The sequence below is a fragment of the Aquimarina sp. AD10 genome (assembly GCF_003443715.1).
In the GTDB taxonomy this organism is placed as follows: Bacteria; Bacteroidota; Bacteroidia; order Flavobacteriales; family Flavobacteriaceae; genus Aquimarina; species Aquimarina aggregata.
Window position 1 is genome coordinate 5,451,402 of sequence record NZ_CP031965.1, and the last position, 25,324, is coordinate 5,476,725.

The window sequence follows — 25,324 nt, forward strand, 5'->3', positions numbered from 1 at the left end:
TTTTGATGATAAGAAAACTATATCCATATCGTTTTGAGCTCTTTTTATTTAGTCAAATTACAATTCTATTTGGATCTTTAATAATTCCAGGAGATTTTTTTGAAACGATAATGTCACCAATATTATTTTTAATCAATTTGGTCGCAGGAATTGTCTTGATTTCAAGAAAGAAAAGACTTATGCTATTTTTTATCATTTTGTTAATAGTATCAGGAATTGTTTTTAGTACAGATTTATTTGAAAATAATAATAGTAAGTTTTTAGCTTTTTTAAACATGGGAACGTATTTCCTGTTTTATGTGATTGTTACTTTTGAAATTATAAAACAAATCTGGGAAACTAAGTCTGTCGATAAAAATGTGATTTTTGGATTGATTAGTGGATATATTGCATTAGGACTAATCAGTTTTTTTATTTGTTTATCCATAGAAATGGCTTATCCAAGTTCTTTTGCAGGACTAAATGCAACTATCGATCAACCTCAATTGTTTACAGAACGATTAATGTATTATGCCTACATTACCTTGATGACGATTGGCTACGGAGAGATTGTGCCTGTAACCACATTAGCTCAAAAAGCTGCAATTTTAATAGGAATGATCGGGCAATTTTATTTGGTTATTCTAACCGCTATTGTAGTCGGTAAATACATTAGTAGAACTAATGATTAACAGTATTTAATGATCATAAAAACAATCTTTTTAAATTGGAAGAAATTAAAATTAGAACAAGTACTTTACTGCTAATATCGCTTAGCATATCTTTCTTAATCAACCTGAATAGATTTTTATTTATTGTATATCCGGATTTATCCTATTTTAACGATGTTGCCGCTGGTTCCATTCCTGTTTTTTTATTTCGTTTCATAAGTTTTGCGGCATATTGTTTAATTGTTTTATACCTTATTATATATTCAAAAAAGTATTTACAAAGGTTTTCTAAGTTAGTAAGAGTATTAGTTTTTATCGTAATTATTATTGCTGTACCTATTGCGGCTTTTTATCTAATAATGTGGGTTCACCATTTATTACTGTTTAAAGTTGTAGAGCCAGAAAGAGAAGGAATACGTTATGTCTGGGTCGTTATGTGTATAACATCTGTTTTGATTGGGTGGTTACTTGTATTTCAACGAAAACAGAAAATTAGTGTATTAGAAAAAGAACAACTAAAAAAAGAAAATATTCAAAATGAATTAGTAGCACTCAACAATCAAATCAATCCTCATTTTTTATTTAATTCGCTAAATACATTAAAGTATATTATCGAAACAAATCCAAAAAGCTCTATAGTTTATGTGGATCATTTGGCTTCTTTATACAGATATATATTACAAAGTAAAGATAAAGGGCTAGTTACATTACAACAAGAGTTGCAGGTTTTAGAAGCGTATATAAGATTAGCCAGAATTCGGTTTGGGGATAATTTTAATGTGAATATGCAACTTTCTATTCATACTAAAACCACGCTAATTCCTATACTCTCTTTACAATTGTTAATAGAAAATGCCATCAAACATAATGAAGTTTCTGAAGAATTCCCTTTAATTATAGATATTTATAATGAAAACGATAGTATAGTGGTCAAGAATAAGATTCAACTCAAAAGTAAAAGCAGCTTAACAACAGGTGAAGGCCTGAAAAACCTAAATAAAAGGTTTGAACTGCTTAAAAATAAGGTGATTAAAATAGATGTAGATACTTATTTTATTGTAAAATTACCCATACATTAAATAATCTTTGATTTAGGTAAAAACGGGATAAAAAAGTAAATAAATAGCATCATTTATATAGTATTTTGTTAAATTTATAGATATGCCTAATCGAAACACTTGTATATAATGAAAGTTCTGATTATCGAAGATGAGGTTTCTGCAAAAAAGTATTTGATACAATTATTGAATAAAATTGACCCAAACATCGAAATAGTAAAGACTATAGATAGTGTTAAATCTGCTGTCAAATATTTAAAAAAAGAGAATAATTTTGAGCTTATTTTTATGGATATTCAATTGGGTGATGGGATCTGTTTTGAGATTTTTGAACAAACCTTCGTTGATATTCCTATTATTTTTACTACAGCATATGATCAATACGCTATAGAAGCTTTCAAAGTTAACAGCGTATATTATTTATTAAAACCCATTAAGGAAGAAGATCTTGAGAATGCGTTATTGAAATTTAAAAAAACGAGAACACATATTAATCACCAACATGATCAATTGAATATGTTTTTAAAGCAAATGCAAGGAGCAGCTAAAAATAAACATACTACTACTTTTTTGATTTCCGATAAAAATGCACTGCTACCAATAAAAACAAAGGATTTTTCATTCTTCTTTATAGAATCAAACATAGTGAGAGGTGTTACATTTTCTAATAAATCATATGCCCTAGATAAAACAATTAGTGAATTAGAAGAAGAACTAGATTCTGAACTATTTTATAGGGTGAATAGACAATTGTTAGTAAATCGTAACGGAGTAGATAGAGTGTATAATCATTTTTATGGTAAAGTAAAAATTGATGTTACGCCAGAGTTTGATGGTCCTATTATTATTAGCAAAGCCAAGGTTAAAACTTTTAAAAACTGGCTAGTGTCTCATTAAAACCTTAATTTAGTCAGTTCATGACTTAATTTAGACACTTCACTTTTTTTTGTTTTTTTTAGTATGGTAGATCGAATACATTTATATATGTATATCATCATTTTTTACATCGTCAAGTAGAGAATTAATAGATTTCATACCCCGTAATGAAGCAATTGTATTTTGTATATCAAGTATCCTATTTCAAACCACTACTTCTTAGATTAGAAAATTGTGGTTTGGACGTAGCGAGTACAATTAGAAAGTCTGAAATAAGACATTTTGATTTGTCTAATTCTAAAAATTACATACCTACAGGAGTAGTACACGATTTTTTAGTTGCATTAAAAAAAGAATGCAAAATCGATAGTTTTGTAGACTATTTATCTTGTGGTTTTTGTCTCTCAGAATTGGGTAGTTTTGGCACGTATATAAAAGGACAACCAACCCTAAAAAAAGCAATTAGTGAGTTTGTTAAATTTAGCAATATTCTTCAGACTAACCTTAAGACGGATTTAAGGATACATAAAGATATTGTTGTCTTTTCTTTTTCTTTCTTAGAGAAATGTTCACATGGTAGTAGAATATCCGAGAATATTATATTGGTAATACTTTGTCAATTATTTAAAATGTACTTAGGGAATAACTGGAAGCCTATTACCATTTACATACCTAATACGGCTATTTCCGATATTAAGTCTTTGTCTCCCAGAGGGAAATATTTCGTTCAAAATAATCGATCAGAATATAAGTTCGTTTTTTCTAAATCATTATTAGATACCGAGGTTTGTGCAATTTCTTTAAATTCAAGTATAGTTCCAGAATGTCAAGAAACTAATATCATAAATATTATTGAACAAGTCATATCTAGCTATGAGTGCGGTTGTATTCCTTCATTAAAAACATTATCTATCCATTTTAATACATCAGAAAGTAGTATGAAAAGGCTACTTAAATCTAATCAAACTAAATTTTCTAATATTCTTGAGGAGATATTGTATAATAGGGCAATACACCTTCTTACAAAATCTGATATGAATATTAATCTTATTAGCGAAAATTTAGGCTATTCTGATAGTCCAAACTTTATTAGATCGTTTAAAAAATGGACGGGTTTAACACCTGGTATTTATAGAGAGCATCTCAGAGTATCTTGAATATACAAATTAGAATATCAAAACAGTTAAAATGTTTAAATGAGATTAATTATAGATTTTTATAATTTGTCTCGAATTAATAATCTCTCTTCAAGGCTATTTCCTTTAATGTAAATAACTTTAATTTTCTGCTTTTTATAGTTTGAGATCTCTCAAAATAGCTTCTAAGTGATAAATAATCTAAAATAAATCATAACCGATTGAGTCTCGTATTTATCAGATTCGCATTCTAATTTGTACACTTCACTTTAATAGTATCTAATTCATGGATTTATCCTATATAATTTTGTGTTTCAAAATAAGATATAAATACGAACTACTTGTATAGAATGTTGATTTATAAATAGAAAATTGAACTGCTATGATTGAATTTTTTGCATCAGTCTTGAATATGTTTCTTAGGGAGAAAAAGGCTATCTCTCAAAAAGAAGAAATTGATATGGAAGTTTGGTTTGACCTTCATCTATCGGAGATGAACTTATCCAAAACAATACGAACGCGATACAAGAGTATTGTTTTTCATTCTTTTTTGAAACTTTGGGCGATTTGTAATAGTGACGAAGAACTTAATGCTAAGAAATTTATTGATAAATTTAATGAGGTTGTTAACCAAAAGGATGTTGAGGTAAGAAAAATTTTATCAAGTGATCAGTATAAACAACACCAGAGTAATTTTAATGAATTCATGAGAATTATTATCACTCGCTTAAATTAATATTGATAATATAATATAAGTATAGTACTACGGTAGTTTAAAAAGCCTCATTAATCCCAAAATAAAAACCACTATTTCCATTTTCGCCAAATCCAGTGTCTAATCGTAGCCAAGTACTTTTGTTTTTAAGTAACTTAAAACGTATTCCGGCTCCTGCACTAGGTTTTATGTTACTTATGCTAAAGAAATTTTCAGGAGTACTTGCTACTTCGCCTACTAGTCCAAAAGCTGCCATTGTCCATCGCGGTTTAAAACGCCATCGATACTCTGTTTGAATAATGTACATATGTCTGTCTGTAAATCTACCGTAGAAATAACCTCTTGCGCTATAGCTTCCACCAAATTTTGCTAAACCTTGAAAAGGTGCGCCTCCAAAAGTATTTTCACTATATACTTGCATCGCCAAGATGCTTGTTTTGGTTAATGATTCATATGTTCGTAAATCCAAAAAGAATTTATTATACCCATGTGTAGCCCCTAGAAGTTCGCTCGAGAATTGTGCGTTAAGCTTGTAATAACGACCTGATAGAGGAGAGCCTAGATCATCTCTAGTATCTAAATTGAAGGTAACACCTAATCCACTAATAATAGCTCGATCACTTCCTAAAATTGTTCCAGATTCTAAAATCCCACCTTCTTCGACCTCAGTGACATCATGATTCTCAAAGACATATTCAAATCCGAAATTAAGATTTGGGGGTAAGCGTCTTAGATAACCTATTTTTAATTTATGCGAAGTCATGTTATACACTTCTTCATTTCTGTCTGGTGTTCTATTACCGATACCCCAAAATAAATTAGGGTAGATCTCCCAGGTATAGTCTATATTTATAAAATAATCACCTTTACCTAAATAGATTTCTGGTTTGACCTCAAATAGAAATTGCTCGTTTAGAGTATAAATTCCGCTAAACAGGATGTTTGATAGGCGATCATTGTAGATGTTTTTTTTATTTAATAAGAAAAATTGTCCTCCACCACCAAAACCAAATTCAGTTTCTGGCGTATAAAAGGCAATAGGAACTCCTATAAATTGAATACTTTTTGTACTAGCTATAGTATCTGTTTTAAATACCGTTTCCTTACTTTGGGACCTAACTCCATTAAAAAATAAGAGTAAGAGAGCAACTGTATATGTCGAAATTTGCTTTTTCATTAGAATTGATCTACTAAAATGTTAAAACCAAACGAAAAAGAAATACTATTCACAAAAATGGCCTCAGAAGTTATAGTGTTTATTGGGGTTGATTCTTGATCAATATTGATCCATAATAGGTTGGTTTTTAGTCCAATATCAAAAGTGACTACATCGAAAAATGCATATGAGTATCCTACTCCTAGTAGTGTTCCAAAACCACCACCTTCAGCCAATTCTTCTATAAAACCATTTGTTTGCTCTATTCGAGTGTTGTCTCGGTATAGTACATATCCAGGTGATGCTTGAAAAAAAAGTGATCCACGCTCTACCTTTGAGAGATAATATGAAACTATTGGCCCCAGAAATAAGTTCTCTGTAGTTCTCTCAACTATCCCCGAATTATTGCTTCTATTAGCACTAATTGTACCTCCTACTAAAAAACGATTTTTAATAAATTTTCCGGTGGTGAGATTAATTCCGTATTCATTGGTAGTTGTAGTTTCATTAGTATTTCTTAATTCAATGGTACTTGAGTTAATAGTGCCTGATAATCCGGTAAGCCATTTCCCTTTACGAAATGGCGAAACTATGGTGTCTTTATTTTGAATTTGAGCAGTAATAAGATTACTAAATAGAATAAATAGACTGATGCTTATTATTTTTATTGAGTAGGAATGTTTCATTAATAAAAGCTATGTTTTTGGTATATTTGAAAACAATAGGTTATCTTTTTAATAAGATGATTTTTCCATCTCGCAATACCTTTATTTCTAAAGGATCTGTTGGTTTTAGATTTTTTCCCAATTCACCAAGTCTTATCAAAGTATCATCAGTAAAATCGAAGATAATATCATTAAAGGCAAGTATAATATCACCGCCTATTATTAGTTTTTGTCCGTCAATTATGATTTCAGTATCACCTCCTTGTAATCCCATTTTGTGTAATGTGGATCCAAAGACCACGCGTTGTACTAATAAACCGCTATTTTGAGGTACGTTAAACAACCGTTTTGTTTTACCTATTAGAGGAAATGCATCAAAACCTAACCAAGGTGTTCTATTATTTGCCATTAGGTTTTTAGTAATATTTGCTGTAGCAGCAAAACCAATACCTTCAAAACCGCCTGATTTGGTTAGAATTTGACTTACAACACCAATTACCTCTCCAGTCATATTAAACATAGGTCCACCCGAATTACCAGTATTGATAGCAGCATCAGTCTGAATAAATTCTGTTTGCGTAAAAGGGTTTTTTCCTTTTTTATTTCTAATAATTCCACTTACATATCCAGAAGATAATGAGTGACTATAACCAAAAGGGGCGCCTACAATAAAAATTTGTTCTCCAATTTTTAATTGATCAGAATCTCCAAAAGAAACAGTTACTGCATTCTTTTTCGGAAATTCTAGTTTTATAAGGGCTACATCAGCTGTTTTAAATGTAGAGATTACTTTTGCTGGGATAACTTCTCCGTCCAGAAATCGAACTCTTAATTGTTCTGCTATGTCCACAACATGAGAAGCAGTAATAATCTCCGTATCCGAAACCATAAATCCAGACCCTAATCCTTCAGAAGTTATTGTTTTAGTAATACCACCATTTGACTCTAACTTTGCTTCCTGAGTGAAAATTACAACTACTGCAGGATTTACTTTTTCATAAAGTTGAGATAAGTCTTGAGAAGACAGGGTAAGCACAAAGAAACTCGTCATCAAAAACAGTAGATACTTCATAATAGTATTATATGTAATTTTCATAAAATTAAAGACTTAATACCAGAGGGTAATTATCATTTAAGTTCAGCTAAATTGTAAAGAATCTTAAATGAGTTGTAGACTTGAACTAAATTGATAACCGCTTTTTTTGAAGATGCCCTAAATTTATAAAGTAATAGTGATTTCTACACTGTTTTGATCTAACAAAGTTTAGTAACCTGATAAATGTCATGTTTTAATTTAGATCGATAGATGACCTTTATCCTATATAATTAGGAATAGACCTCTATTCAGAATAACACTAACAATAGTATGCCAATCAAAAGTTATCTCGCCCACCCAATAACAGGTATGAAAAATGACCTTATCGTTTCCTTGACCCAATACGAACAATGTGAAGTGATTCCTGCAGAAAATAATGAAGTAGTCATTTTGATTACTGATACTCAGGATGAGACTGAAGAGCATATACTGAAAGAAAAAATAGAGGCAATACCAAGCTTAAAACTGTTAGCTATGGTTTCTGGGTTTAATACTACAAAAAACTAAGCCAATGTATACATCGACACTTACCGATAGAAGGGAATTTATTAAGAAAATGGCAATACTCTCGGCAATGACCGCCGCTGCGACAATGTTTCCGGGAATTATTTTTGCCGAAGAACAAGAAAGTAACATTCCTGAAGGGGCAAATCTGGATTGGAAAAAAGGACCTTGTAGATTTTGTGGAGTAGGTTGCGGCATTTTAGTAGGTACAGAAAATGGAAAAGCAGTAGCCGTAAAAGGAGATCCCAACAGTTCTGTAAATAAAGGCTTACTCTGTGTAAAAGGATATCATCAAATTATGTGTATCCAAGCAAAAGATAGATTAACACATGCATTGGTAAAGAAAAATGGCGCTTATGTTAAAACTCCTCTTAATGAAGCCTTAGATATTGTCGCTAATAAAATGAAGGAGACCATCCAGGAGCATGGTAAAGATGCTGTGGCAATGTATACCTCTGGACAATCCACAATACCTGAAGGATACGTTGCTTCTAAGTTTATGAAAGGTGCAATTGGGACTAATAATCTAGATTGTAATGCTCGTTTATGTATGGCAAGTGCCGTAGCTGGTTTTTTAACCAGTTTTGGAGCAGATGAACCCATGGGATGTTATGAGGACATTGATCATGCCGATTATTTTATAACCTGGGGTAATAATATGGCAGAAATGCATCCGGTATTATTTTCAAGAATGTTAGAACAAAAAAATAGAAGAGGGGCAAAGATTATTGATTTTGCTACACGTACAACACGTTCTAGTACAGCATCTAATAGATCAATATTATTTGAACCTCAAACTGATTTGGCCGTTGCAAATGCTATTTGTTATGAAATTATTCATAACGGTTGGATGAATAAATCTTTTGTAGAAAAGCATTGTAATTTTAGTAAGGGGTTAACTAATATGGGATATGGTTTAGAAGATAACTATTCTTTTAATGATAAACCCTCAAGAATAGATTTTGAAGCCTATAAAAAATTCTTAGAAGAGTATACTCCAGAAAAAGTAGCCAAATACTCAAAAGTGTCGGTAAAAGATATTAAGTATTTAGCTGCTATTTATGGAGACCCAAATAAAAAAGTAGTATCCTATTGGTGTATGGGGATGAACCAACATACCAGAGGAACTTGGATGAATAATTTGGTATATAATATTCATTTACTTACCGGAAAAATCTCTCAACCAGGTAATGGACCATTTTCTTTAACAGGGCAACCTTCGGCATGTGGTACGGCAAGAGAAGTAGGGACTTTTACTCATAAACTGCCTAAAGGTGTTGTGACGAATGAAAAGCACAGACGTCTTGCAGCAAAAATATGGAAAGTTCCCTATGAACGTATTCCGCCGAAACCAACATACCATGCTACCGAGATGTTTAGAGCTGTAGATCGCGGAGATATAAAATTTATATGGACCCAGGTTACTAATCCTTTGGTTTCATTACCAAAAACAGGGAGATATCGACCAGGTATGGAAAAGGATTCTTGCTTTGTGGTAGTTTCAGACGTTTTCCCAACACCAACATCAGATGTAGCAGATGTAATATTGCCAGCATCATGGCATATCGAAAAAAGTGGATTATACGGAAACTCTGAACGCAGAACCCAGCATTGGGATAAAATGGTAGAGGGACCAGGAGAGACTACTCCTGATGCCTGGATGACGATAGAGGTTGCAAAACGAATGGGATTTGGAGATTTGTTTCCGTATAGTGAAGAAAATCATGTTGAAGAAATCTATAATGAGTATAGACAGTTTCATGAAGGACCAAAACATGGAATGGCACCACTAGAGGTGTTAAAAAAAGAATCAGGTGCAATATGGCCGTATGTAGATGGTAAATCTACACAATGGAGGTTTAATGCAAAGTATGACCCAGCATGTACTAATGGAGAAGATTTTCATTTCTATGGGAAACCTGATGGTAAAGCTGTGATCTGGGAAAGACCTTATGAGCCAGCTCCAGAGGTTCCTGATGCAGCATATCCGTTTTGGTTAAATACTGGTAGAGTAATCGAACATTGGCATACAGGTTCTATGACTCGCAGAATTCCAGTATTACATAAAGCTATGCCAGGTGCTTATGTAGAGTTTCATCCTGAGGATGCAGAAGCACTGGGAATTAGGAATGGTGAAAATATTAAGGTTTCATCTCGTAGAGGTTCATGTGTGCTACCTGCATCTATTAATGAGCGAGGCTTACCTACCAAAGGGCAAGTTTTTGTGCCTTTCTTTGATGAAAATATGTTGATTAATGATGTTACGCTAGATGCCTTTTGTCCTATTTCAAAAGAGCCCGATTATAAAAAATGTGCCGTTAAAGTTGAAAAAGCATAGGGTATGAAAAAGAGACTAGGTATCATTTCATTCTTTGTGATTTTATTCATCACCTTTATTGTAATCTGGAATTATAGTTACAAAAAAGGACTAGAAGAAGCATATATTCCGATTAAGGAGCAATCCCTGGATTTTGGTATTCCTTCTGAAAAAGGAGTATTTACACGAGCCGAATTTGCATTGGATTATCTTAATATGCCTGTCGACGAAGCACATCAAAGAAGTTTAGAAACATACTATGATAATCGTGCATACCCAGGCGCACCACCAAGTATTCCACATGAGTTACTAAAAGGCGAAAGAGGAATTGGGGGTAAGGCTTGTCTGCAATGCCATCAAAACGGAGGTTTTGTAGACAAATTTGATGCTTATGCTCCGGTAACGCCACACCCAGAGATGATTAATTGCAGACAATGTCATGTCGCTCAAAATACACAAACACTTTTTGCAATTTCGAATGCTACTAAAATACAAGCACCTAAAGCAGGAGTCAATAATGCATTACCAGGAAGTCCACCTATGATGCCACATGGTATTCAAATGCGAGAGAATTGTTTGTCTTGTCATGCCGGCCCGGCAGCACCAAAAGAGATTCGGGTTACACATCCCGAAAGAGTAAATTGTCGTCAATGTCATGTGCCAGATATTCGTGAATTTGCAGATGTAGAAATTTTTACAAGAACTAATAATCATCAAAATGAGTAGACAAAATTATATATTTCTTCTTAGTTGTATTTTCATTTTTATGCTTTTTTCTTGTAAGCACGGAGAAGGAGAATATCATAGTCTCACAGATAAAATCGAAGAAAAAAGCAAAGATTATCATGGTGTTCCAGTTTCGTCTGAACCATATATAGATGATCTTAAAACTGTAGAGATTACTGAAGGAGAGCATACGTTTTTAATACCTGAACGTAAAAGTCAAATAACATCATATGCCTGTACAGAATGCCATTCTAAACCCTTAGAACAAATGAAAGGATCCGATTTTAAGAAAGCGCATTGGGATATTGAGTTGGTGCATGCAAACAAGGTAACTATGAATTGTGCTACGTGTCATAACGGGAATAACATGGATAATTTGCAAAGTCTTACAGGTAATTCAATTGATTTTAATAGGAGCTATAAATTATGCAGTCAGTGCCATAGTCAGCAATTTGAAGACTGGAAAGGTGGTGCCCACGGTAAAAATATAGGGGGATGGGCTGACCCCAGAGCCGCAATGACCTGTGTAAACTGTCATAATCCACATAAACCGCATATCGAATCCAGATGGCCATCTAGATTTAATACACAAAAAGTAAAAGAAAGAGAATAATCCAATAGCCTTTTTATGGTGATTTTAATAAAACGTAAGTTATGAGTGGGATTGGAAAATATTTTAAGTTAAACATGAATAGTGCAACAAGACAAACAACTGGTGGGGCTTGTAGTTGCGGTAATACATCTGGAGGATGTGGTTCTCATAGCGCAGATACAAGTGAACCAGCTCCTATAAAATCATCTTGTGGTTGCGGTAGTGATTCAGGAGGCTGTGGATCTTATATTGAACCTGAGATGGGAGATCAAGAATTTTTTGAGGCGGCAGTAGATGCTTCTATCGGTCAGGAAACTAAAAAAGATGGTTTCGACCAAGTATTCGAGGTAAAAATGGATCGACGCACAGCGTTTAGGAAGTTAACAGCTAGCCTTATGATTGGGGCTGGTGCAGTAAGTACATCCTGTAGTGTTACTAGTGGAGAAGAATCTAAAGAAAAAGCGCAGATTGATTGGGAAGAGCAGTTTAAAGGAAATTATAAATTGATGACAGACGAAGAACGAAATGCTACGGTAAATCGTTTAGTGCGATCTTATGAGCTTCGTAAAAAAGAGAATATTACTATGAAATCCACAGATGCACTAAAAGATGTATTGTTTGGATATGCTTTTAATATTTCAAAATGTCAAGGATATATGGATTGTGTAAATGCTTGCGTTGAAGAAAATAATCAGGATCGTAATTCGCAAATGCAGTATATCCGTATTCATGAAATGAAAGATGGAGAAGGTTTTAAGTTTAACGAGGCCAACGATAACTATTATCATGAGGTACCGGCTGAAGGTCATTTTTATATGGGCACACAGTGTTTTCATTGTGATAATCCCCCTTGTGTAGATGTGTGCCCTGTGCAGGCTACATGGCGAGAAGATGATGGACTTGTGGTAATTGATTATGATTGGTGTGTGGGATGTAGATACTGTATGGCTGCATGTCCATACGATGGACGTAGGTTTAATTGGAGTACTCCTGAAGTTCCTGAAGAAGAAATCAATAAAAACCAACACTATTTAGGAAATAGAATGCGTAAAAAAGGAGTTATGGAAAAATGTACGTTTTGTGTACAACGATCTAGATCAGGAAAAGACCCAGCTTGCGTTGAAGCATGCCCAACAGGAGCAAGAATTTTTGGTAACCTTTTGGATCCTAATAGTACAATTAGATGGGTATTAGCTAATAAAAAAGTATTTAGATTAAAAGAAGATTTAGGTACAGAACCTAAGTTTTGGTATTTCATGGATTAAAATAACATGCGTGAGGGATAGTAGCGGCATCCTTTTTTTAATGTCATCCTGAGCTTGCTAAAGGATAGTACATTTATAAAGATATAGCGAATAGCCCGACCGAAGCATAGCGAAGGGCACGGACAAAAAAAAGATAAAATGAAAACACTAAGAGTTTTTGGAAGTTTAGTAAAAGATAGCCTAGATATCGTTTCAAAAGGTTCTATGCGATATAATATTTGGATGGGAGCGCTGACTTTTATAATGCTTTTAGGAATGTATTGTTACTCAATTCAGTTAGAAGAAGGGCTAAGTGTTACAGGTATGACTGATCGTGTGAGCTGGGGATTATACATTTCTAATTTTACATTTTTGGTAGGAGTGGCTGCTGCGGCAGTAATGCTAGTGATGCCGACATATGTGCTTAAGGATATAGATTTTAAACAAGCAGTATTGATTGGCGAAGGGCTTGCCGTAGCCGCATTGATTATGTGTTTGGCATTTGTTGTCGCAGATATGGGGGGACCATCTGTATTATGGCATATGATCCCAGGGATTGGTGTTTTTAATTTTCCTGCATCGATGTTAACTTGGGATGTTATTGTGCTTAATGGTTATTTATTTATAAATATTAGTATTCCGTTTTATATCTTATTTAGACATTATCAAGGAAAAGATGCAAATCCAAAAGTTTATGTGCCAGGCGCTATTTTATCAGTGTTGTGGGCCGTAGGAATACATTTGGTAACTGCTTTTTTATATCAGGGGCTACAGGCTCGACCGTTTTGGAATAATGCCTTATTAGGGCCACGTTTTCTGGCTTCTGCATTTGCAGCTGGGCCCGCGTTAATTATTTTGGTGCTAGCAATTATTAGAAGTTTTACTGCCTTTAAAATAGAAGATAAAACCATCAAAAAAATAGCACTAATAGTTACTGTAGCTGCCCAGATTAATCTAATTATGTTGGTTTCTGAGTTATTTAAAGAGTTTTATGCCCCCACACATCATAGTGAAAGTGCTTTTTATCTATTCTTTGGTTTAGAAGGAAAAACGGCTTTACTACCTTGGATTTGGACAGCAATTTCATTAAATGTATTAGCCACAGTACTATTGACTTTTGGTAAGCTAAGAAACAATTTTAAAGTGCTTTATTTTTGTTGCTTTATTTTGTTTGTAGCCATATGGATCGAAAAAGGATTTGGATTAATTGTTCCTGGATTTATCCCAGGACCATATGGTAAAATTGCAGAATATACCCCAACAGGTATAGAAGTAGGAGTTACTTTAGGTATTTGGGCTTTGGGAGCATTTGTATTTACGATACTTGCTAAAACAGCAATTGGGATAGAAGTAGGAAAGTTGAGATTTAGGGCAAAAGAGTAAGGCAAGAAAGGATTTTATTCGGGCATAAAACCCGAATTATTTACCTAATTTTGACATCGATCGATTTAGTATATACAGATGAAAAAATTACGGCCTATTATGTTTGTGGGTACGGGCTCAGATGTTGGTAAAAGTATGTTAGTAACTGGTATATGCAGATTACTAAGGCAAAAAGGCTATTCTCCTGCACCATTTAAAGCACAAAATATGTCGCTGAATAGTTTTGTGACTCCTGATGGATTCGAAATTGGGAGAGCACAAGCAGTACAGGCGGAAGCCTGCAAAATCGAATGTTCTACAGATATGAATCCTATTTTACTAAAACCTTCAGGGATTCATAAATCACAAGTAGTTTTAAATGGTAAACCTATTGGAGACCAAACGACAAAAGAGTATTTTTTAGGAAATAATAAAGAGCAACTTTTTAAAGAAGCCAAACTAGCATTTGGTCGACTTAATGAAAAATATACCCCAATAGTGCTTGAAGGCGCAGGTAGTATAAGCGAACTAAACCTTAAAGATCGCGATATTGTAAATATGAAGATGGCCGATGCTGCAGATGCAGATGTGTATCTTATTGCAGATATTGATAAAGGAGGTGTTTTTGCAAGTGTTTATGGTTCTATTGCATTACTTGAACCTTGGGAAAAGAAATTGATAAAAGGAATTATCATTAATAAGTTTCGAGGGGATGTTTCTTTATTTGAAGAAGGAAAAAGTATTCTAGAAGAGTTAACTGGAGTCCCCGTTTTAGGAATTGTACCCTATGCAAAAGACATATATATTGAAGAAGAAGACTCTCTTGGATTAGAGAAAAAGAAAAATAAAGCACGTGACGGAAGCATTAATATAGCCGTTGTACTATTACCATATATATCAAATTATACAGACTTTAATGTATTAGAAAAAGATGCTAGAACACATTTGTTCTATTCAAATGATCCCAAGAATATTTCAGAAGCCGATATTATAATACTACCAGGAAGTAAAAACACGATCCAAGATCTTTTGTTTCTAAGAGAAAAAGGAATCGCCAAGGTTATTTTAGAAGCACATCGCTTACAAAAAAATATAATCGGAATTTGTGGCGGATATCAAATGTTAGGAAATACTGTGGCAGATCCTCTTGGAATAGAGAGTGATATTAAAACAATTCCTGGACTAGGAATTTTGCCGATAGCTACAAAATTGACAGCAGAAAAAACAACAACACAATGTAGTTTTTCTTTTAAAGAATATCCTAATGTTATAACGGGATATGAAATCCATATGGGTGAGACTACCATTGAGATTCCCAGTCCATTAAACTATAGTGTAACTGGTACAGAGGGGTACTTGTCTGGGAATTGTTGGGGTACTTATATTCATGGTATACTAGACAACGCAATTGTTATAGAGGATTTATTAAAAGATTTTACAGCTCCAAAAGTGGAAACTTCTTTTGACTATAAGGCTTACAAAGAAGAAAACTATAATAAATTAGCTGCTCTATTAGAAAAGCATATCGATGTTGAAACCATAATTTCTGAAATGCAATACGTATAATGATCTACGGACACGGTGATGATGGATATAAATATGAAATCGAATTTGAAGCTAATTTTAGCTCAAATGTATGGTTTGAAAGAACATCGATTAGGCTTATTAATTACCTTAAAGAACAGTTACCAAGTATAGCTAATTACCCAACACCTAATGCAGACGAACTAGCAAAAAAAATAGCCTTACACCATGGGTTAGGTAACGATGCTATTTTGATTACAAATGGTGCTACAGAAGCTTTTTATACTATAGCATCTCTATTTTATGCTAAAAAGGTTGCAATAGGTATACCTACTTTTTCTGAATATAATGATGCCTGTGCGAAAAATAAAATGGATATAACTTTTTTTCAGCGTACAGATGTGTTGCTCACTAGTTTTGAAGAAGATCTGGTATTTATTTGTAATCCCAATAATCCTGATGGTTTTAGCAACACAGTTTTAGAGATAGAACAGGTATTAAAAAAGTTTCCAAATACAATTTTTATCATCGATGAGGCTTATATAGATTTTACCTTTCAAATAACTTCTTGTGTTTCTCTTTTAAGGGATTTTGATAATCTGATTATTGTAAAATCATTAACCAAATTGTTTTCTATTCCAGGATTAAGACTAGGCTATATTTTGTGTAACCCAGAAGTTAAACATAAGCTTCAACAATCCAAAATGCCATGGAGCGTAAATACAATGGCTATAGAAGCTGGAAAATATATCTTCGATAATTATGCTGAAATGTGTCCAGATATGGCAATGTTGTTAGCGTACAGTGAATCTCTTCAACGACAAATCAATATGTTAGATAGTTTTAGTGTTATTCCATCAAAAACGAATTATTTTTTGGTAAAACTAAAAAACCCAGATGCAACACAATTGAAAGATTATTTAGCACGCACTCATAAATTGTTAATTCGGGATGCTTCAAATTTTAAAGGCCTAAATGCAAATTATATTAGGATTGCGAGCCAAAATCCAAAAAAAAATGAATTGTTAGTTAATGCATTAAAAGAATGGAGTATACACCATTAATAATTCCTTTAGTACTAGGATATTTACTTGATTTGATATTTGGTGATCCAAGATGGTTACCACATCCAATACGATTATTCGGAAATAGTATTGCTTTTGGTGAAAAAAAGATGAATAAAGGCAATTTTGTTTTTTTTAAAGGAACTGTACTTGCAGTACTATTAACAAGTACTACTTTCTTATTTTTTTATAGTATTCAAAGAATAGTAGTAGAGTATTCCTTAGGTTACTATGTTTTTTCAAGTGTTTTTGTGTTTTATACCCTTGCAAATAAGAGCTTGATTAGTGAGGGTAAAGCAGTCTTTAAAGCTTTAGCGCAAAGCCTAGAAAAAGGACGAAACCGATTATCTTGGATTGTAGGTAGAGAAACTGATCAATTAAATGAACAACAAATAAAAGCAGCAGTTTTTGAAACCATGTCAGAAAATTTAAGTGATGGAGTGATTGCACCATTATTTTATTATGCGGTTTTAGGTGTTCCTGGAGCAATGGGATATAAAATGATCAATACATTAGATTCTATGATCGGATATAAAAATGATCGATATATTAATTTTGGAAAATTTGCTGCCAAGTTAGACGATATTGTTAATTATCTACCATCTCGAATAACTGCTTTTTTGATGTTGGTAGTGACTTTCAAGCTTCATAAAATCTCTTTTGTTTTAAAGTATGGAAAACAACATTCTAGTCCAAATGCAGGGTATCCAGAAGCTGCCCTGGCAGCAATTCTAAATTGTAGATTTGGAGGGCCTAATTATTATCATGGAAAACTAGTAGAGAAACCCTATATAGGAGTAAATGAAAGAGTATTAATGGATCATGAAATAAAGATAGTGACAAGAATTAATCAAAAAGTGACCTTTGTTTTTATAGCTATGATCTGCTGTTTTTTTTATTTTTATTATGCATAAAAAATATATTATAACTGGTGCTCCTGGAACAGGAAAAACAAGCTTGATTAATGAATTAAATGAAAGGGGATATTTATGTTATGAAGAAATATCCAGGAAAATAATAAAAGGTCAACAAAAAGTAAACGGAAATAAAACACCTTGGGGAGACGTTTCTGGTTTTGTAGATCTGGTATATACACAAACCATTAAAGAATTAACTAATCCCGTAGAACAAAATACTTTTATAGATCGTGGGTTACCAGATACAATCGCATATTTAAACGCTAGATCATTATCAATACCAAAGTATTTGTCGAATTTTCCGTTTGATACTCATTATGAACCCATCATTTTTTTGGCACCTCCCTGGAAAGAAATTTACACAAATGATCCGCAACGTCCTCAGTCTTTTCAAGAAGCTAAGCATATTCATAAGCATCTTATAGAAGTTTATCAAAACCTTAATTTTTGTGTTAAAATCTTGCCTAAAGTAACTTTAACAAAACGTGTAGATTTTATTCGATCTATTATTTAAGCAAAACAATTATATTCGCTGCGGATTAATGGTTCTTGTAGTGATACGAGATTAAAAGGGAATTTGGTGAGAATCCAAAACTGTTCCCGCAACTGTAATACGTTTCAAGAATTACTGTCAAAAATGCCACTGTATACTGTATATGGGAAGGCGATAGTAATACGTAAGTCAGGAGACCTGCCATATAATTTTTAATATAAACTCTCGGGTAAAGAGTTGGATATTTTAGAATAAAGTATGGGTTTTTGACTTTTAAAAAAGATATAACACTTATGTCTTTTGAACTTTATTTTTCTATTTCTAAAACTTTTCCTGCTTAATTACGATTTTTTCACAGATGAAAAAACACACATTATGCAGTGTATTTTTGTTGATGAACTTATTTGGTTTTTCACAATCACAAAGTATTGTAAAAGGTATTGTAAAAGAAAATACTACAGGTTTAAGTATTTCGGACGTTTCTGTAACAGTTTCACAGCAAAACATAGGAACTAGTACCAATAGTGATGGAGAATATTCTATTAGATTACCTAAAGGCCAATACATTATTGAGTTTTCTGCAGTTGGTTTCACTACGGTTTCAAAAAAAATACAACTAGAAGAAGAATTACAGCCCCTTTATGTTGGGTTAAAGCGTTCTGAAACCATTTTATCTGAGATTATTATCGAATCAGATAAAGAAAAAGAAATTGATGAACATACTGTTTCTAAACTCTCTTTAAAATTAAGACCTATTACAAGTGCACAAGATTTACTGAGAACAGTTCCTGGATTATTTATAGCGCAACATGCTGGAGGAGGTAAAGCCGAACAAATATTTTTAAGAGGCTTTGATAATGATCATGGTACTGATTTTGCAGTTTTTGTTGATGATATACCAATAAACTTAACATCGCATGCGCATGGACAAGGATATGCTGATTTACATTTTCTTATTCCTGAAACTGTTGGTGATGCAAGTTATTATAAGGGGCCGCATAAGACATCTATTGGTAATTTTGGGGTTTCTGGAGCTGCCTCTTATAGAACTAAAAGTAGATTGAATAAGAATTTAGTGAAATTAGAGTATGGTCAATATGACTATGTTCGTGCTTTAGGTATGGTTACCTTATTAGATCAGAAGAATTTTTTGACCAAAAACTATGAGAACGCATACATTGCTATAGAAGGTACTTATAATAGAAGTTTTTTTGATACTCCTCAGGATTTAAGAAGGTTAAATACTTTTTCTAAATATACTGCAGATATTAATGATACAAATACATTAGTCACCTCAATATCTACATTTCATAGCGATTGGAATGCCTCAGGGCAAATTCCATTGCGAGCAGTGCAATCTGGTTTGATAGGCAGGTACGGAGCGATAGACGATAGTGAAGGAGGAGATACAAAAAGAATTCATGGTACTATACAACTAAGTTCTGAACTTAATGAAAATATGGTTCTTAACAATCAATTATACTACGTGTCTAACGATTTTAATTTATACTCCAATTTTAGCTTTTTTCAAAATGATCCTGTTAATGGGGATATGATACATCAATTCGAATACAGAAATATTTTTGGATATTCAGGGATCTTATCTTTAAAAAGTATGATTGGGTCATTTGAAAGTAAAACAAAATTTGGCTTAGGAGTTCAATATAATGACAATAGACTGGGATTAAATAGAGGAGTTAGAAGAGTATTTTTAGAATCAGTTAACCGATTTAGAGTAAAAGAAACCAATTATAGTTTGTATGCAGAAGAATTGCTTCATATCAATGAGCGTTTTAGAATATTAATGGGGTTAAGAGGTGATTATTTTAATTTTGATTTAGAAGATATTCTCCCTGTGCAAGGTACCGGAAACGAAAATGCTTTTCGACTTAGTCCTAAATTTAGTGTATACTACGATATAGCTCCTAACGTTCAGTTGTATGCCAAGGCAAGTTCTGGATTCCATTCTAATTATACGCAAACAGTTATAAAAGACCCTTCTATTGATCCATTGCCAAAGGCAGTTGGATATGATCTAGGAGTAGAGTTTAAAATAGGAAAACATATACTAACCAATCTTACGGGATGGTATATACAAAGTGATGCAGAATTTGTTTTTATTACCGATTCTCCTGAGTTCGAAAATAGAGGCCGCTCTGAACGAGTGGGTGGAGATTTATCGTTGCATTATCAACCAAGATCATATTTATGGTTTGATACTAATATGAATTATAGTTACGGAACTTTATTAGATGAACCACAAGAGGCAAATAAAATACCCTCTGCTCCTCGTTTTACTTCTACCGGTGGGATAACTCTGAAATTACCAAACGGGATAAAAAGTTCGTTACGATATAGGTATTTAGCAGAGCGTCCATTACTAGAGGATGAATCTGTAAGTGCAGATGCATATTTTCTAGGAGATTTTGTCATGAATTATACAAAACCCAAATATGAAATAGGGTTGTCTATAGAAAATATTTTTAATCAAGATTGGGTAGAAGCTATATTTTATGATGCTTCTCAACTTCAGGGTGAAGCGGCTCCAGTCGATGATTTTCATTTTACACCAGGAACACCTTTTTCAGCCAAATTAAGTCTAACATATTTCTTTTAATTATGGGAAAAAATATACCTAAAGTATCGACAACATTTCAATTTTGTGATGGAGGATCTTGTCAAAAAGCAAAAAGCGAAGTAGCAGTAAGAGAAGCTAGAGCATACCTTCGTAATCAAGGAGTATGGGATGAAACACATACCATAAAAACAAGATGCAATGGTAGGTGTGAGGATGCACCAACCTGGATCGTACAACCGGGTAATTTTTGGTATAAAAATGTTACTCCAGAAAAGGCTGTAGCTATTGTGAAATCTCATGTAGAAAAAGAGCAACCACAAGAAGAATATCTTTTATTTAAAGAGGGGTGGTCGGTATTGTTAACAGAAAATGAAAAAACAGTAGCTCCGCCAGTATTTAAATATAAAAAAGATATAGAATATGGTGAGGTTTTAATTGCGAGGGCTTTTGCCTCTGATCAACATTTATATCCTTTATTTCAATATTTCTTTCAACAACCTAGACCTATAGGCGTACAAATAGGAGCGGGAGAGATCATTGTAATTAATCAACCACATACTGTAGATTATAATGATAAATATGAAGTAAAAATAACAGGAGAACAACTAGAGTTAGCACTTACTATTGCGGGTATTCCAAAGGATATAGCAGAAGATATAGCTGATCGTAAAGTAAGTATTGCAGAAGTTATCTGGCAAAGAAAAAAAACTATCTTTACCAAGGTGTTACGTCTTAAAAATAAAAAAGGAAAACACTTGGCTTCATTTTGGATTAAAGAAGAAGATAATAGTACATGGGAGCATCTGCTTACTATATATTTGTCTATGCAAATAGATAATATTCGAATAGAAGATGATCTAAGTGTAAATAAATTTTAATCCTCGTTTTGAAGTAATTTGATTTTTAAAACTTGAGCACGTGAATAGTAAACAGATAAGTATATTGGGTTGTGGGTGGCTAGGATTGCCATTGGCTGTTGATTTAGTGTCCAAAGGAATTAATGTGAAAGGATCTACAACAACAGCAACTAAAATTTCTGAATTAGAAGAAGAAGGAATTATGCCTTTTTTACTAAAATTAGGAGAAGCTAATCAAGAGGTATCTAAAGATTTTTTAAAAGATAGCGAGATCATTGTTGTTAACTTTCCTCCTAAAAGAATTCCAAATATACTACAGGTATATACGCAACAAATAGCAAGCATATTACCTTATATTTCAAACACTCAAAAAGTTATTTTTATTAGTTCAACTTCTGTATATCAAAATACAAATGATGAGGTTTTTGAAACGATTTATGTCCAACCTGAGAAAGCATCTGGATTGGCAGTTGCTGCTGTCGAAAAACTCTTACAAGAACAATTGGGAGAACGCTTAACCATAATTCGATTTTGTGGGTTAATAGGGTACGATCGCTTACCAGGTAGATTTTTAGCCAATAAAAAAGAGGTACTTAACGGAGATGCGCCTATTAATGTAATTCATAGAGATGATTGTATCAGACTAATACTTGCTGTGATAGAAAAAAATAGTTGGGGAGAGATCATTAACGGTTGTGCAGATCAGCACCCTTTACGAAAAGAGTTCTATACTATTGCGGCTAGAAATATAGGATTAACACCACCAAGTTTTATAAAACAGGAAACGATAGTCTATAAAATCATATCAAATACAAAAAGTAAAACCTTATTGGGCTTTGAATATAAATATCCAGACCCTTTAAAACTGATCTAATAATGCATGCTGTAGCAATCGTAGGCGCCGGACCAGGAGATCCGGATTTGTTAACCGTTAAAGCGCATCGACTTATAAAAGATGCACAAGTCATTCTACATGATAATTTAGTTTCTGATCGTATTATGGCGATAAGTTCTGAGGCAGAAAAAATATATGTAGGCCGAAAATTTGGAGATACTTCAGACCAGATCAGTAGGCAACAAAAAATTAACGAATTACTAGAATCGTATTACCGTCAAGGAAAAAAAGTGGTACGTCTCAAATCTGGAGATCCATATGTCTATGGTAGAGCGGCAGAAGAGGTTAGATATCTTACGATTAAGAAAATTCCTTTTGAAGTAATTCCGGGAATATCCGCGGCTCTGGCGGCAGCAAATATTCATAACATTCCAATTACAGAGAGAAACAAGTCTAATGCCATGCTTATTTGTACGGCACACACTGCCGATTATTCTTTTGAGCAACTTAATGGGATAGCACATATGCTCAAAGCCGGAAATACAATTTCGATATATATGGGACTTAAAAGTTTACACAGAATTATACCTAAATTGTTAGAAGTCTGTAAAGATGATACAATTCCTGTAAATGCAGCTTCTAATGTATCGCGATCAAATCAGTCTTTAATTACAGGTACTTTAGGAAGTATAGAAGAACAAATTAAGAATAGTACAATACAGATGCCTGTAGTACTAATTATAGGAGCAAATCCTATATGTTAATGTAAAGAGAATTATACATAAGAAATGAAAGAAGGTATATTACTTTGTGGACATGGTAGTCGTAGAGAAGCTGCGATAACATCTTTTAAAAAGTTAGTTACAATTTTACAAAATCGGTATGAAAAAGAGTATGAAGTTGATTATGGTTTTTTAGAGTTTAATCATCCAACATACGAAGCTGCTGTAGAGCGAATGTATCTTAACGGGATTCGAAAAGTATATGCACTACCTGTTATTTTGTTTGCAGGTTCTCATGCTAAAAACGACATCCCGTACGAGTTAAATACAATACAAAGTTATCATGAAGATTTAACGATCACCATGAGTAAACATATTGGTGTAAATTCGTTTTTACTTGATTTAGCCGTAAAGCGAATTGAAGAAACTGAAGCTACGTTAACACCAATGGATCGAAAGGAAACTTGTTTGGTAGTAGTTGGTAGAGGTACCACAGATCCGGATGCAAATAGTGATGTTTGTAAGCTTACAAGTATGCTTTGGGAAGGAATGGGGTATGGATTTGCAACTACGGCATATAGTGGTACTGCATACCCTAAGGTTGATGAATCATTGCAAATGATCGAAAAACTTGGTTTTAAACGTACAATTGTTATCCCATTTTTCTTTTTCACAGGCGTATTGTTAGAGCGTATTTATGGTCATGTAACTACTATGAATACTAATTCTGATCAAGAATTTATATATACAGCTCCGTTTGGTACAGATGAGCTATTGATGAAGGCTTTTGATGAACGTTTAGAAGAAGCAAAGACAGGGACAGCCTATATGAATTGTCAACTTTGTAAATACAGAAAACAAGTAGTTGGTTTTGAACAAGACTATGGTGCAGAACAAGTAGGCCACCATTTGAACGTAAAAGGAATCCTTTTTGAGGAAGATGAAAAGCCTGGAGAGGTTAAAAACTCCTTAGGAACTAAGATTAAGAAAGTTCTGGGGATTTAGAAAAGTTACATTAGATATCTTTAAATTGTAAATTGGGTTTATGTATGAAGATTTTATTTGATTAAAGGGCTAACAATTTAAATAAACAATCGCTTAAATGATGTTTATTTAAATCGTTAGCAAAAGTTTTATTTTATAGCAATTACAGCACTTGTATTTCCGGTCAAATTCATGGTAGAAACCTGTGAAAAACCAATTTCACTTGCCCAAAGATTAAAGTCGGCTGCGGTAAAGTCAAAACCTTCGGGTGTTTCCATTAACATTTGTAATGACATCATTAGACCAAATGCATTTGTTCTTCTATCATCATCAATGATATTTTCAATTACAATTAATGCCCCTGCACTTGGTAAAGCATCATAGGCTTTTTTGATAAGTGTTTTCTTGCCTTGTAATCCCCAGTTATGAAGAATGTTCCCCATCGTAATAACATCAGACTGTGGGAATTCGTCTTTAAAAAAGTTACCTGACTTAACAGATATGCTATCACTTAATCCATTAGCTAAAATATTTTCTTTGGCAAGAATTTCTAATGGAGGTAGGTCAAAGGTAATGGATTTTATATGATTATTGTTTTGTACTACTTCTACGGCTAAATGTCCAGAAGAACCTCCTATATCACAATGTGTTTTGTAATTAGAAAAGTCAAATTTTTGAGACAACATCTTAAAATTGGAACTTTGAAGACCTTCCATAGCTTTTAAAAATTCTTTCAATTTTTGTTGGTCAGCATATATATCTTCAAAAATTGGAGCTCCTCCATTTTTTATTTCATTTTGAGGAATACCCGTTTTTAATCCTTCTTCGAGTGTATTCCAAAAGCCATACAACCTATTATTTGATAGTTCAAGCATGCCTCCAACATAACTTGGTTTGTTCTTGTCAAGAAATAGATTTGTCTCCTCTGTGTTTGTATATATAGAAGATTCTTTTAATCCTGTTCTTTGTAAGAAGTTTAATGCGACTAAAGTGTCTAAAAAATCATAAAGCCCTCTGTCGTGTAGTCCTAATTTTTCCTTGATATTTTGACCAGCTAACTCTTCTTCCTCTGCTAAAAGAGTAAATAACCCCATATTAACTGCTGAGAGTAATGTTTTTGAAGCCCAGAATCCCAATCCAACTTGCATGATTTTTGAAGGGGTCAATTGTTTTTTAGTTACAGTTTTACTTTCTTTCATAATGACGATTTGTTTACTTAATTTTTGTTAACGCTAGATAGATGAACTGAAGCA

Annotated in this window: 24 protein-coding genes and 1 riboswitch; of the genes, 20 read left to right on the forward strand and 4 right to left on the reverse strand. The window is 33.2% G+C overall.

Annotated elements, in window-relative coordinates:
- Nucleotides 1-5 precede the first annotated feature (5 nt).
- The 5 genes from D1816_RS22650 to D1816_RS22670 all read left to right on the forward strand — a co-directional run bounded on the left by D1816_RS22650 (nt 6) and on the right by D1816_RS22670 (nt 4,456).
- Nucleotides 6-671 (forward strand): ion channel, encoded by a 666-nt coding sequence (locus tag D1816_RS22650; RefSeq protein WP_118505817.1) that lies wholly within the window; start codon nt 6-8, stop codon nt 669-671.
- A 35-nt stretch (nt 672-706) separates the two neighbouring features.
- A complete protein-coding gene (locus D1816_RS22655) occupies nt 707-1,729 on the forward strand; it encodes a sensor histidine kinase (protein WP_118505818.1) in 1,023 nt (340 codons plus the stop codon).
- 108 nt (nt 1,730-1,837) lie between these two features.
- A complete protein-coding gene (locus tag D1816_RS22660; protein WP_118505819.1) occupies nt 1,838-2,605 on the forward strand; it encodes a LytTR family DNA-binding domain-containing protein in 768 nt (255 codons plus the stop codon).
- Between the two features lie 146 nt (nt 2,606-2,751).
- Nucleotides 2,752-3,741, forward strand: coding sequence for an AraC family transcriptional regulator (locus tag D1816_RS22665; protein WP_118505820.1), 990 nt, complete (start codon nt 2,752-2,754; stop codon nt 3,739-3,741).
- A gap of 361 nt (nt 3,742-4,102) precedes the next feature.
- On the forward strand, nt 4,103-4,456 hold the full coding sequence (locus D1816_RS22670; protein ID WP_120702441.1) for a hypothetical protein: 354 nt from the start codon (nt 4,103-4,105) through the stop codon (nt 4,454-4,456).
- Nucleotides 4,457-4,493: 37 nt separating this feature from the next.
- Here D1816_RS22670 and D1816_RS22675 read toward each other — a convergent pair whose 3' ends face one another.
- From D1816_RS22675 to D1816_RS22685, 3 genes are read right to left on the reverse strand one after another with little or no spacing between them, the layout of a single operon-like run.
- Complete coding sequence (locus tag D1816_RS22675; RefSeq protein WP_118505822.1) at nt 4,494-5,612, reverse strand: BamA/TamA family outer membrane protein; 1,119 nt, start codon at nt 5,610-5,612, stop codon at nt 4,494-4,496.
- Complete coding sequence (locus D1816_RS22680; RefSeq protein ID WP_118505823.1) at nt 5,612-6,277, reverse strand: DUF481 domain-containing protein; 666 nt, start codon at nt 6,275-6,277, stop codon at nt 5,612-5,614. Before D1816_RS22680 ends, D1816_RS22675 begins: the two co-directional genes overlap by 1 nt.
- A gap of 40 nt (nt 6,278-6,317) precedes the next feature.
- Nucleotides 6,318-7,352 (reverse strand): S1C family serine protease, encoded by a 1,035-nt coding sequence (locus D1816_RS22685; RefSeq protein WP_118505824.1) that lies wholly within the window; start codon nt 7,350-7,352, stop codon nt 6,318-6,320.
- A 270-nt stretch (nt 7,353-7,622) separates the two neighbouring features.
- On the opposite strand from D1816_RS22685, the gene D1816_RS22690 reads away from it, so the two are divergent.
- The 15 genes from D1816_RS22690 to D1816_RS22760 all read left to right on the forward strand — a co-directional run bounded on the left by D1816_RS22690 (nt 7,623) and on the right by D1816_RS22760 (nt 24,092).
- On the forward strand, nt 7,623-7,859 hold the full coding sequence (locus D1816_RS22690) for a hypothetical protein (protein ID WP_118505825.1): 237 nt from the start codon (nt 7,623-7,625) through the stop codon (nt 7,857-7,859).
- Between the two features lie 4 nt (nt 7,860-7,863).
- Nucleotides 7,864-10,194 carry a molybdopterin-dependent oxidoreductase gene (locus tag D1816_RS22695; RefSeq protein ID WP_118505826.1) on the forward strand — a complete coding sequence of 777 codons (2,331 nt, stop codon included), beginning with the start codon at nt 7,864-7,866 and terminating at the stop codon, nt 10,192-10,194.
- A 3-nt stretch (nt 10,195-10,197) separates the two neighbouring features.
- Entirely contained in the window at nt 10,198-10,899 is a 702-nt protein-coding gene (locus tag D1816_RS22700; RefSeq protein WP_118505827.1) for a cytochrome C, read from the forward strand.
- Nucleotides 10,892-11,512 carry a cytochrome c3 family protein gene (locus tag D1816_RS22705; RefSeq protein ID WP_118505828.1) on the forward strand — a complete coding sequence of 207 codons (621 nt, stop codon included), beginning with the start codon at nt 10,892-10,894 and terminating at the stop codon, nt 11,510-11,512. The genes D1816_RS22700 and D1816_RS22705 overlap by 8 nt, the downstream gene beginning before the upstream one ends.
- Before the next feature lie 41 nt (nt 11,513-11,553).
- Nucleotides 11,554-12,756, forward strand: coding sequence for a 4Fe-4S dicluster domain-containing protein (locus D1816_RS22710; protein WP_233565287.1), 1,203 nt, complete (start codon nt 11,554-11,556; stop codon nt 12,754-12,756).
- A gap of 138 nt (nt 12,757-12,894) precedes the next feature.
- A complete protein-coding gene (gene dsrP, locus D1816_RS22715) occupies nt 12,895-14,118 on the forward strand; it encodes a sulfate reduction electron transfer complex DsrMKJOP subunit DsrP (protein WP_066314294.1) in 1,224 nt (407 codons plus the stop codon).
- 78 nt (nt 14,119-14,196) lie between these two features.
- The gene (locus D1816_RS22720; RefSeq protein ID WP_118505829.1) at nt 14,197-15,663 is read left to right on the forward strand and encodes a cobyric acid synthase; all 1,467 of its coding nucleotides are present in this window, start codon (nt 14,197-14,199) and stop codon (nt 15,661-15,663) included.
- The gene (locus tag D1816_RS22725) at nt 15,663-16,685 is read left to right on the forward strand and encodes a histidinol-phosphate transaminase (RefSeq protein ID WP_118505830.1); all 1,023 of its coding nucleotides are present in this window, start codon (nt 15,663-15,665) and stop codon (nt 16,683-16,685) included. The genes D1816_RS22720 and D1816_RS22725 overlap by 1 nt, the downstream gene beginning before the upstream one ends.
- A complete protein-coding gene (gene cbiB, locus D1816_RS22730) occupies nt 16,667-17,599 on the forward strand; it encodes an adenosylcobinamide-phosphate synthase CbiB (RefSeq protein ID WP_118505831.1) in 933 nt (310 codons plus the stop codon). The genes D1816_RS22725 and cbiB overlap by 19 nt, the downstream gene beginning before the upstream one ends.
- On the forward strand, nt 17,592-18,116 hold the full coding sequence (locus D1816_RS22735; RefSeq protein ID WP_118505832.1) for an AAA family ATPase: 525 nt from the start codon (nt 17,592-17,594) through the stop codon (nt 18,114-18,116). Before cbiB ends, D1816_RS22735 begins: the two co-directional genes overlap by 8 nt.
- 12 nt (nt 18,117-18,128) lie before the next feature.
- Nucleotides 18,129-18,316: riboswitch (cobalamin riboswitch) on the forward strand.
- A gap of 137 nt (nt 18,317-18,453) precedes the next feature.
- Nucleotides 18,454-20,712, forward strand: a complete 2,259-nt coding sequence (locus D1816_RS22740) for a TonB-dependent receptor (RefSeq protein WP_118505833.1) — start codon at nt 18,454-18,456, stop codon at nt 20,710-20,712.
- Between the two features lie 2 nt (nt 20,713-20,714).
- The gene (locus D1816_RS22745) at nt 20,715-21,551 is read left to right on the forward strand and encodes a ferredoxin (RefSeq protein ID WP_118505834.1); all 837 of its coding nucleotides are present in this window, start codon (nt 20,715-20,717) and stop codon (nt 21,549-21,551) included.
- 40 nt (nt 21,552-21,591) lie between these two features.
- Nucleotides 21,592-22,404 (forward strand): NAD(P)-binding domain-containing protein, encoded by an 813-nt coding sequence (locus D1816_RS22750; RefSeq protein ID WP_118505835.1) that lies wholly within the window; start codon nt 21,592-21,594, stop codon nt 22,402-22,404.
- A 2-nt stretch (nt 22,405-22,406) separates the two neighbouring features.
- Nucleotides 22,407-23,129, forward strand: coding sequence for a uroporphyrinogen-III C-methyltransferase (cobA, locus tag D1816_RS22755; RefSeq protein ID WP_118505836.1), 723 nt, complete (start codon nt 22,407-22,409; stop codon nt 23,127-23,129).
- A 24-nt stretch (nt 23,130-23,153) separates the two neighbouring features.
- On the forward strand, nt 23,154-24,092 hold the full coding sequence (locus D1816_RS22760; RefSeq protein WP_118505837.1) for a sirohydrochlorin chelatase: 939 nt from the start codon (nt 23,154-23,156) through the stop codon (nt 24,090-24,092).
- Between the two features lie 128 nt (nt 24,093-24,220).
- On the opposite strand, the gene D1816_RS22765 is transcribed toward D1816_RS22760, so the two are convergent.
- On the reverse strand, nt 24,221-25,270 hold the full coding sequence (locus tag D1816_RS22765) for a methyltransferase (RefSeq protein ID WP_118505838.1): 1,050 nt from the start codon (nt 25,268-25,270) through the stop codon (nt 24,221-24,223).
- Nucleotides 25,271-25,324 lie beyond the last annotated feature (54 nt).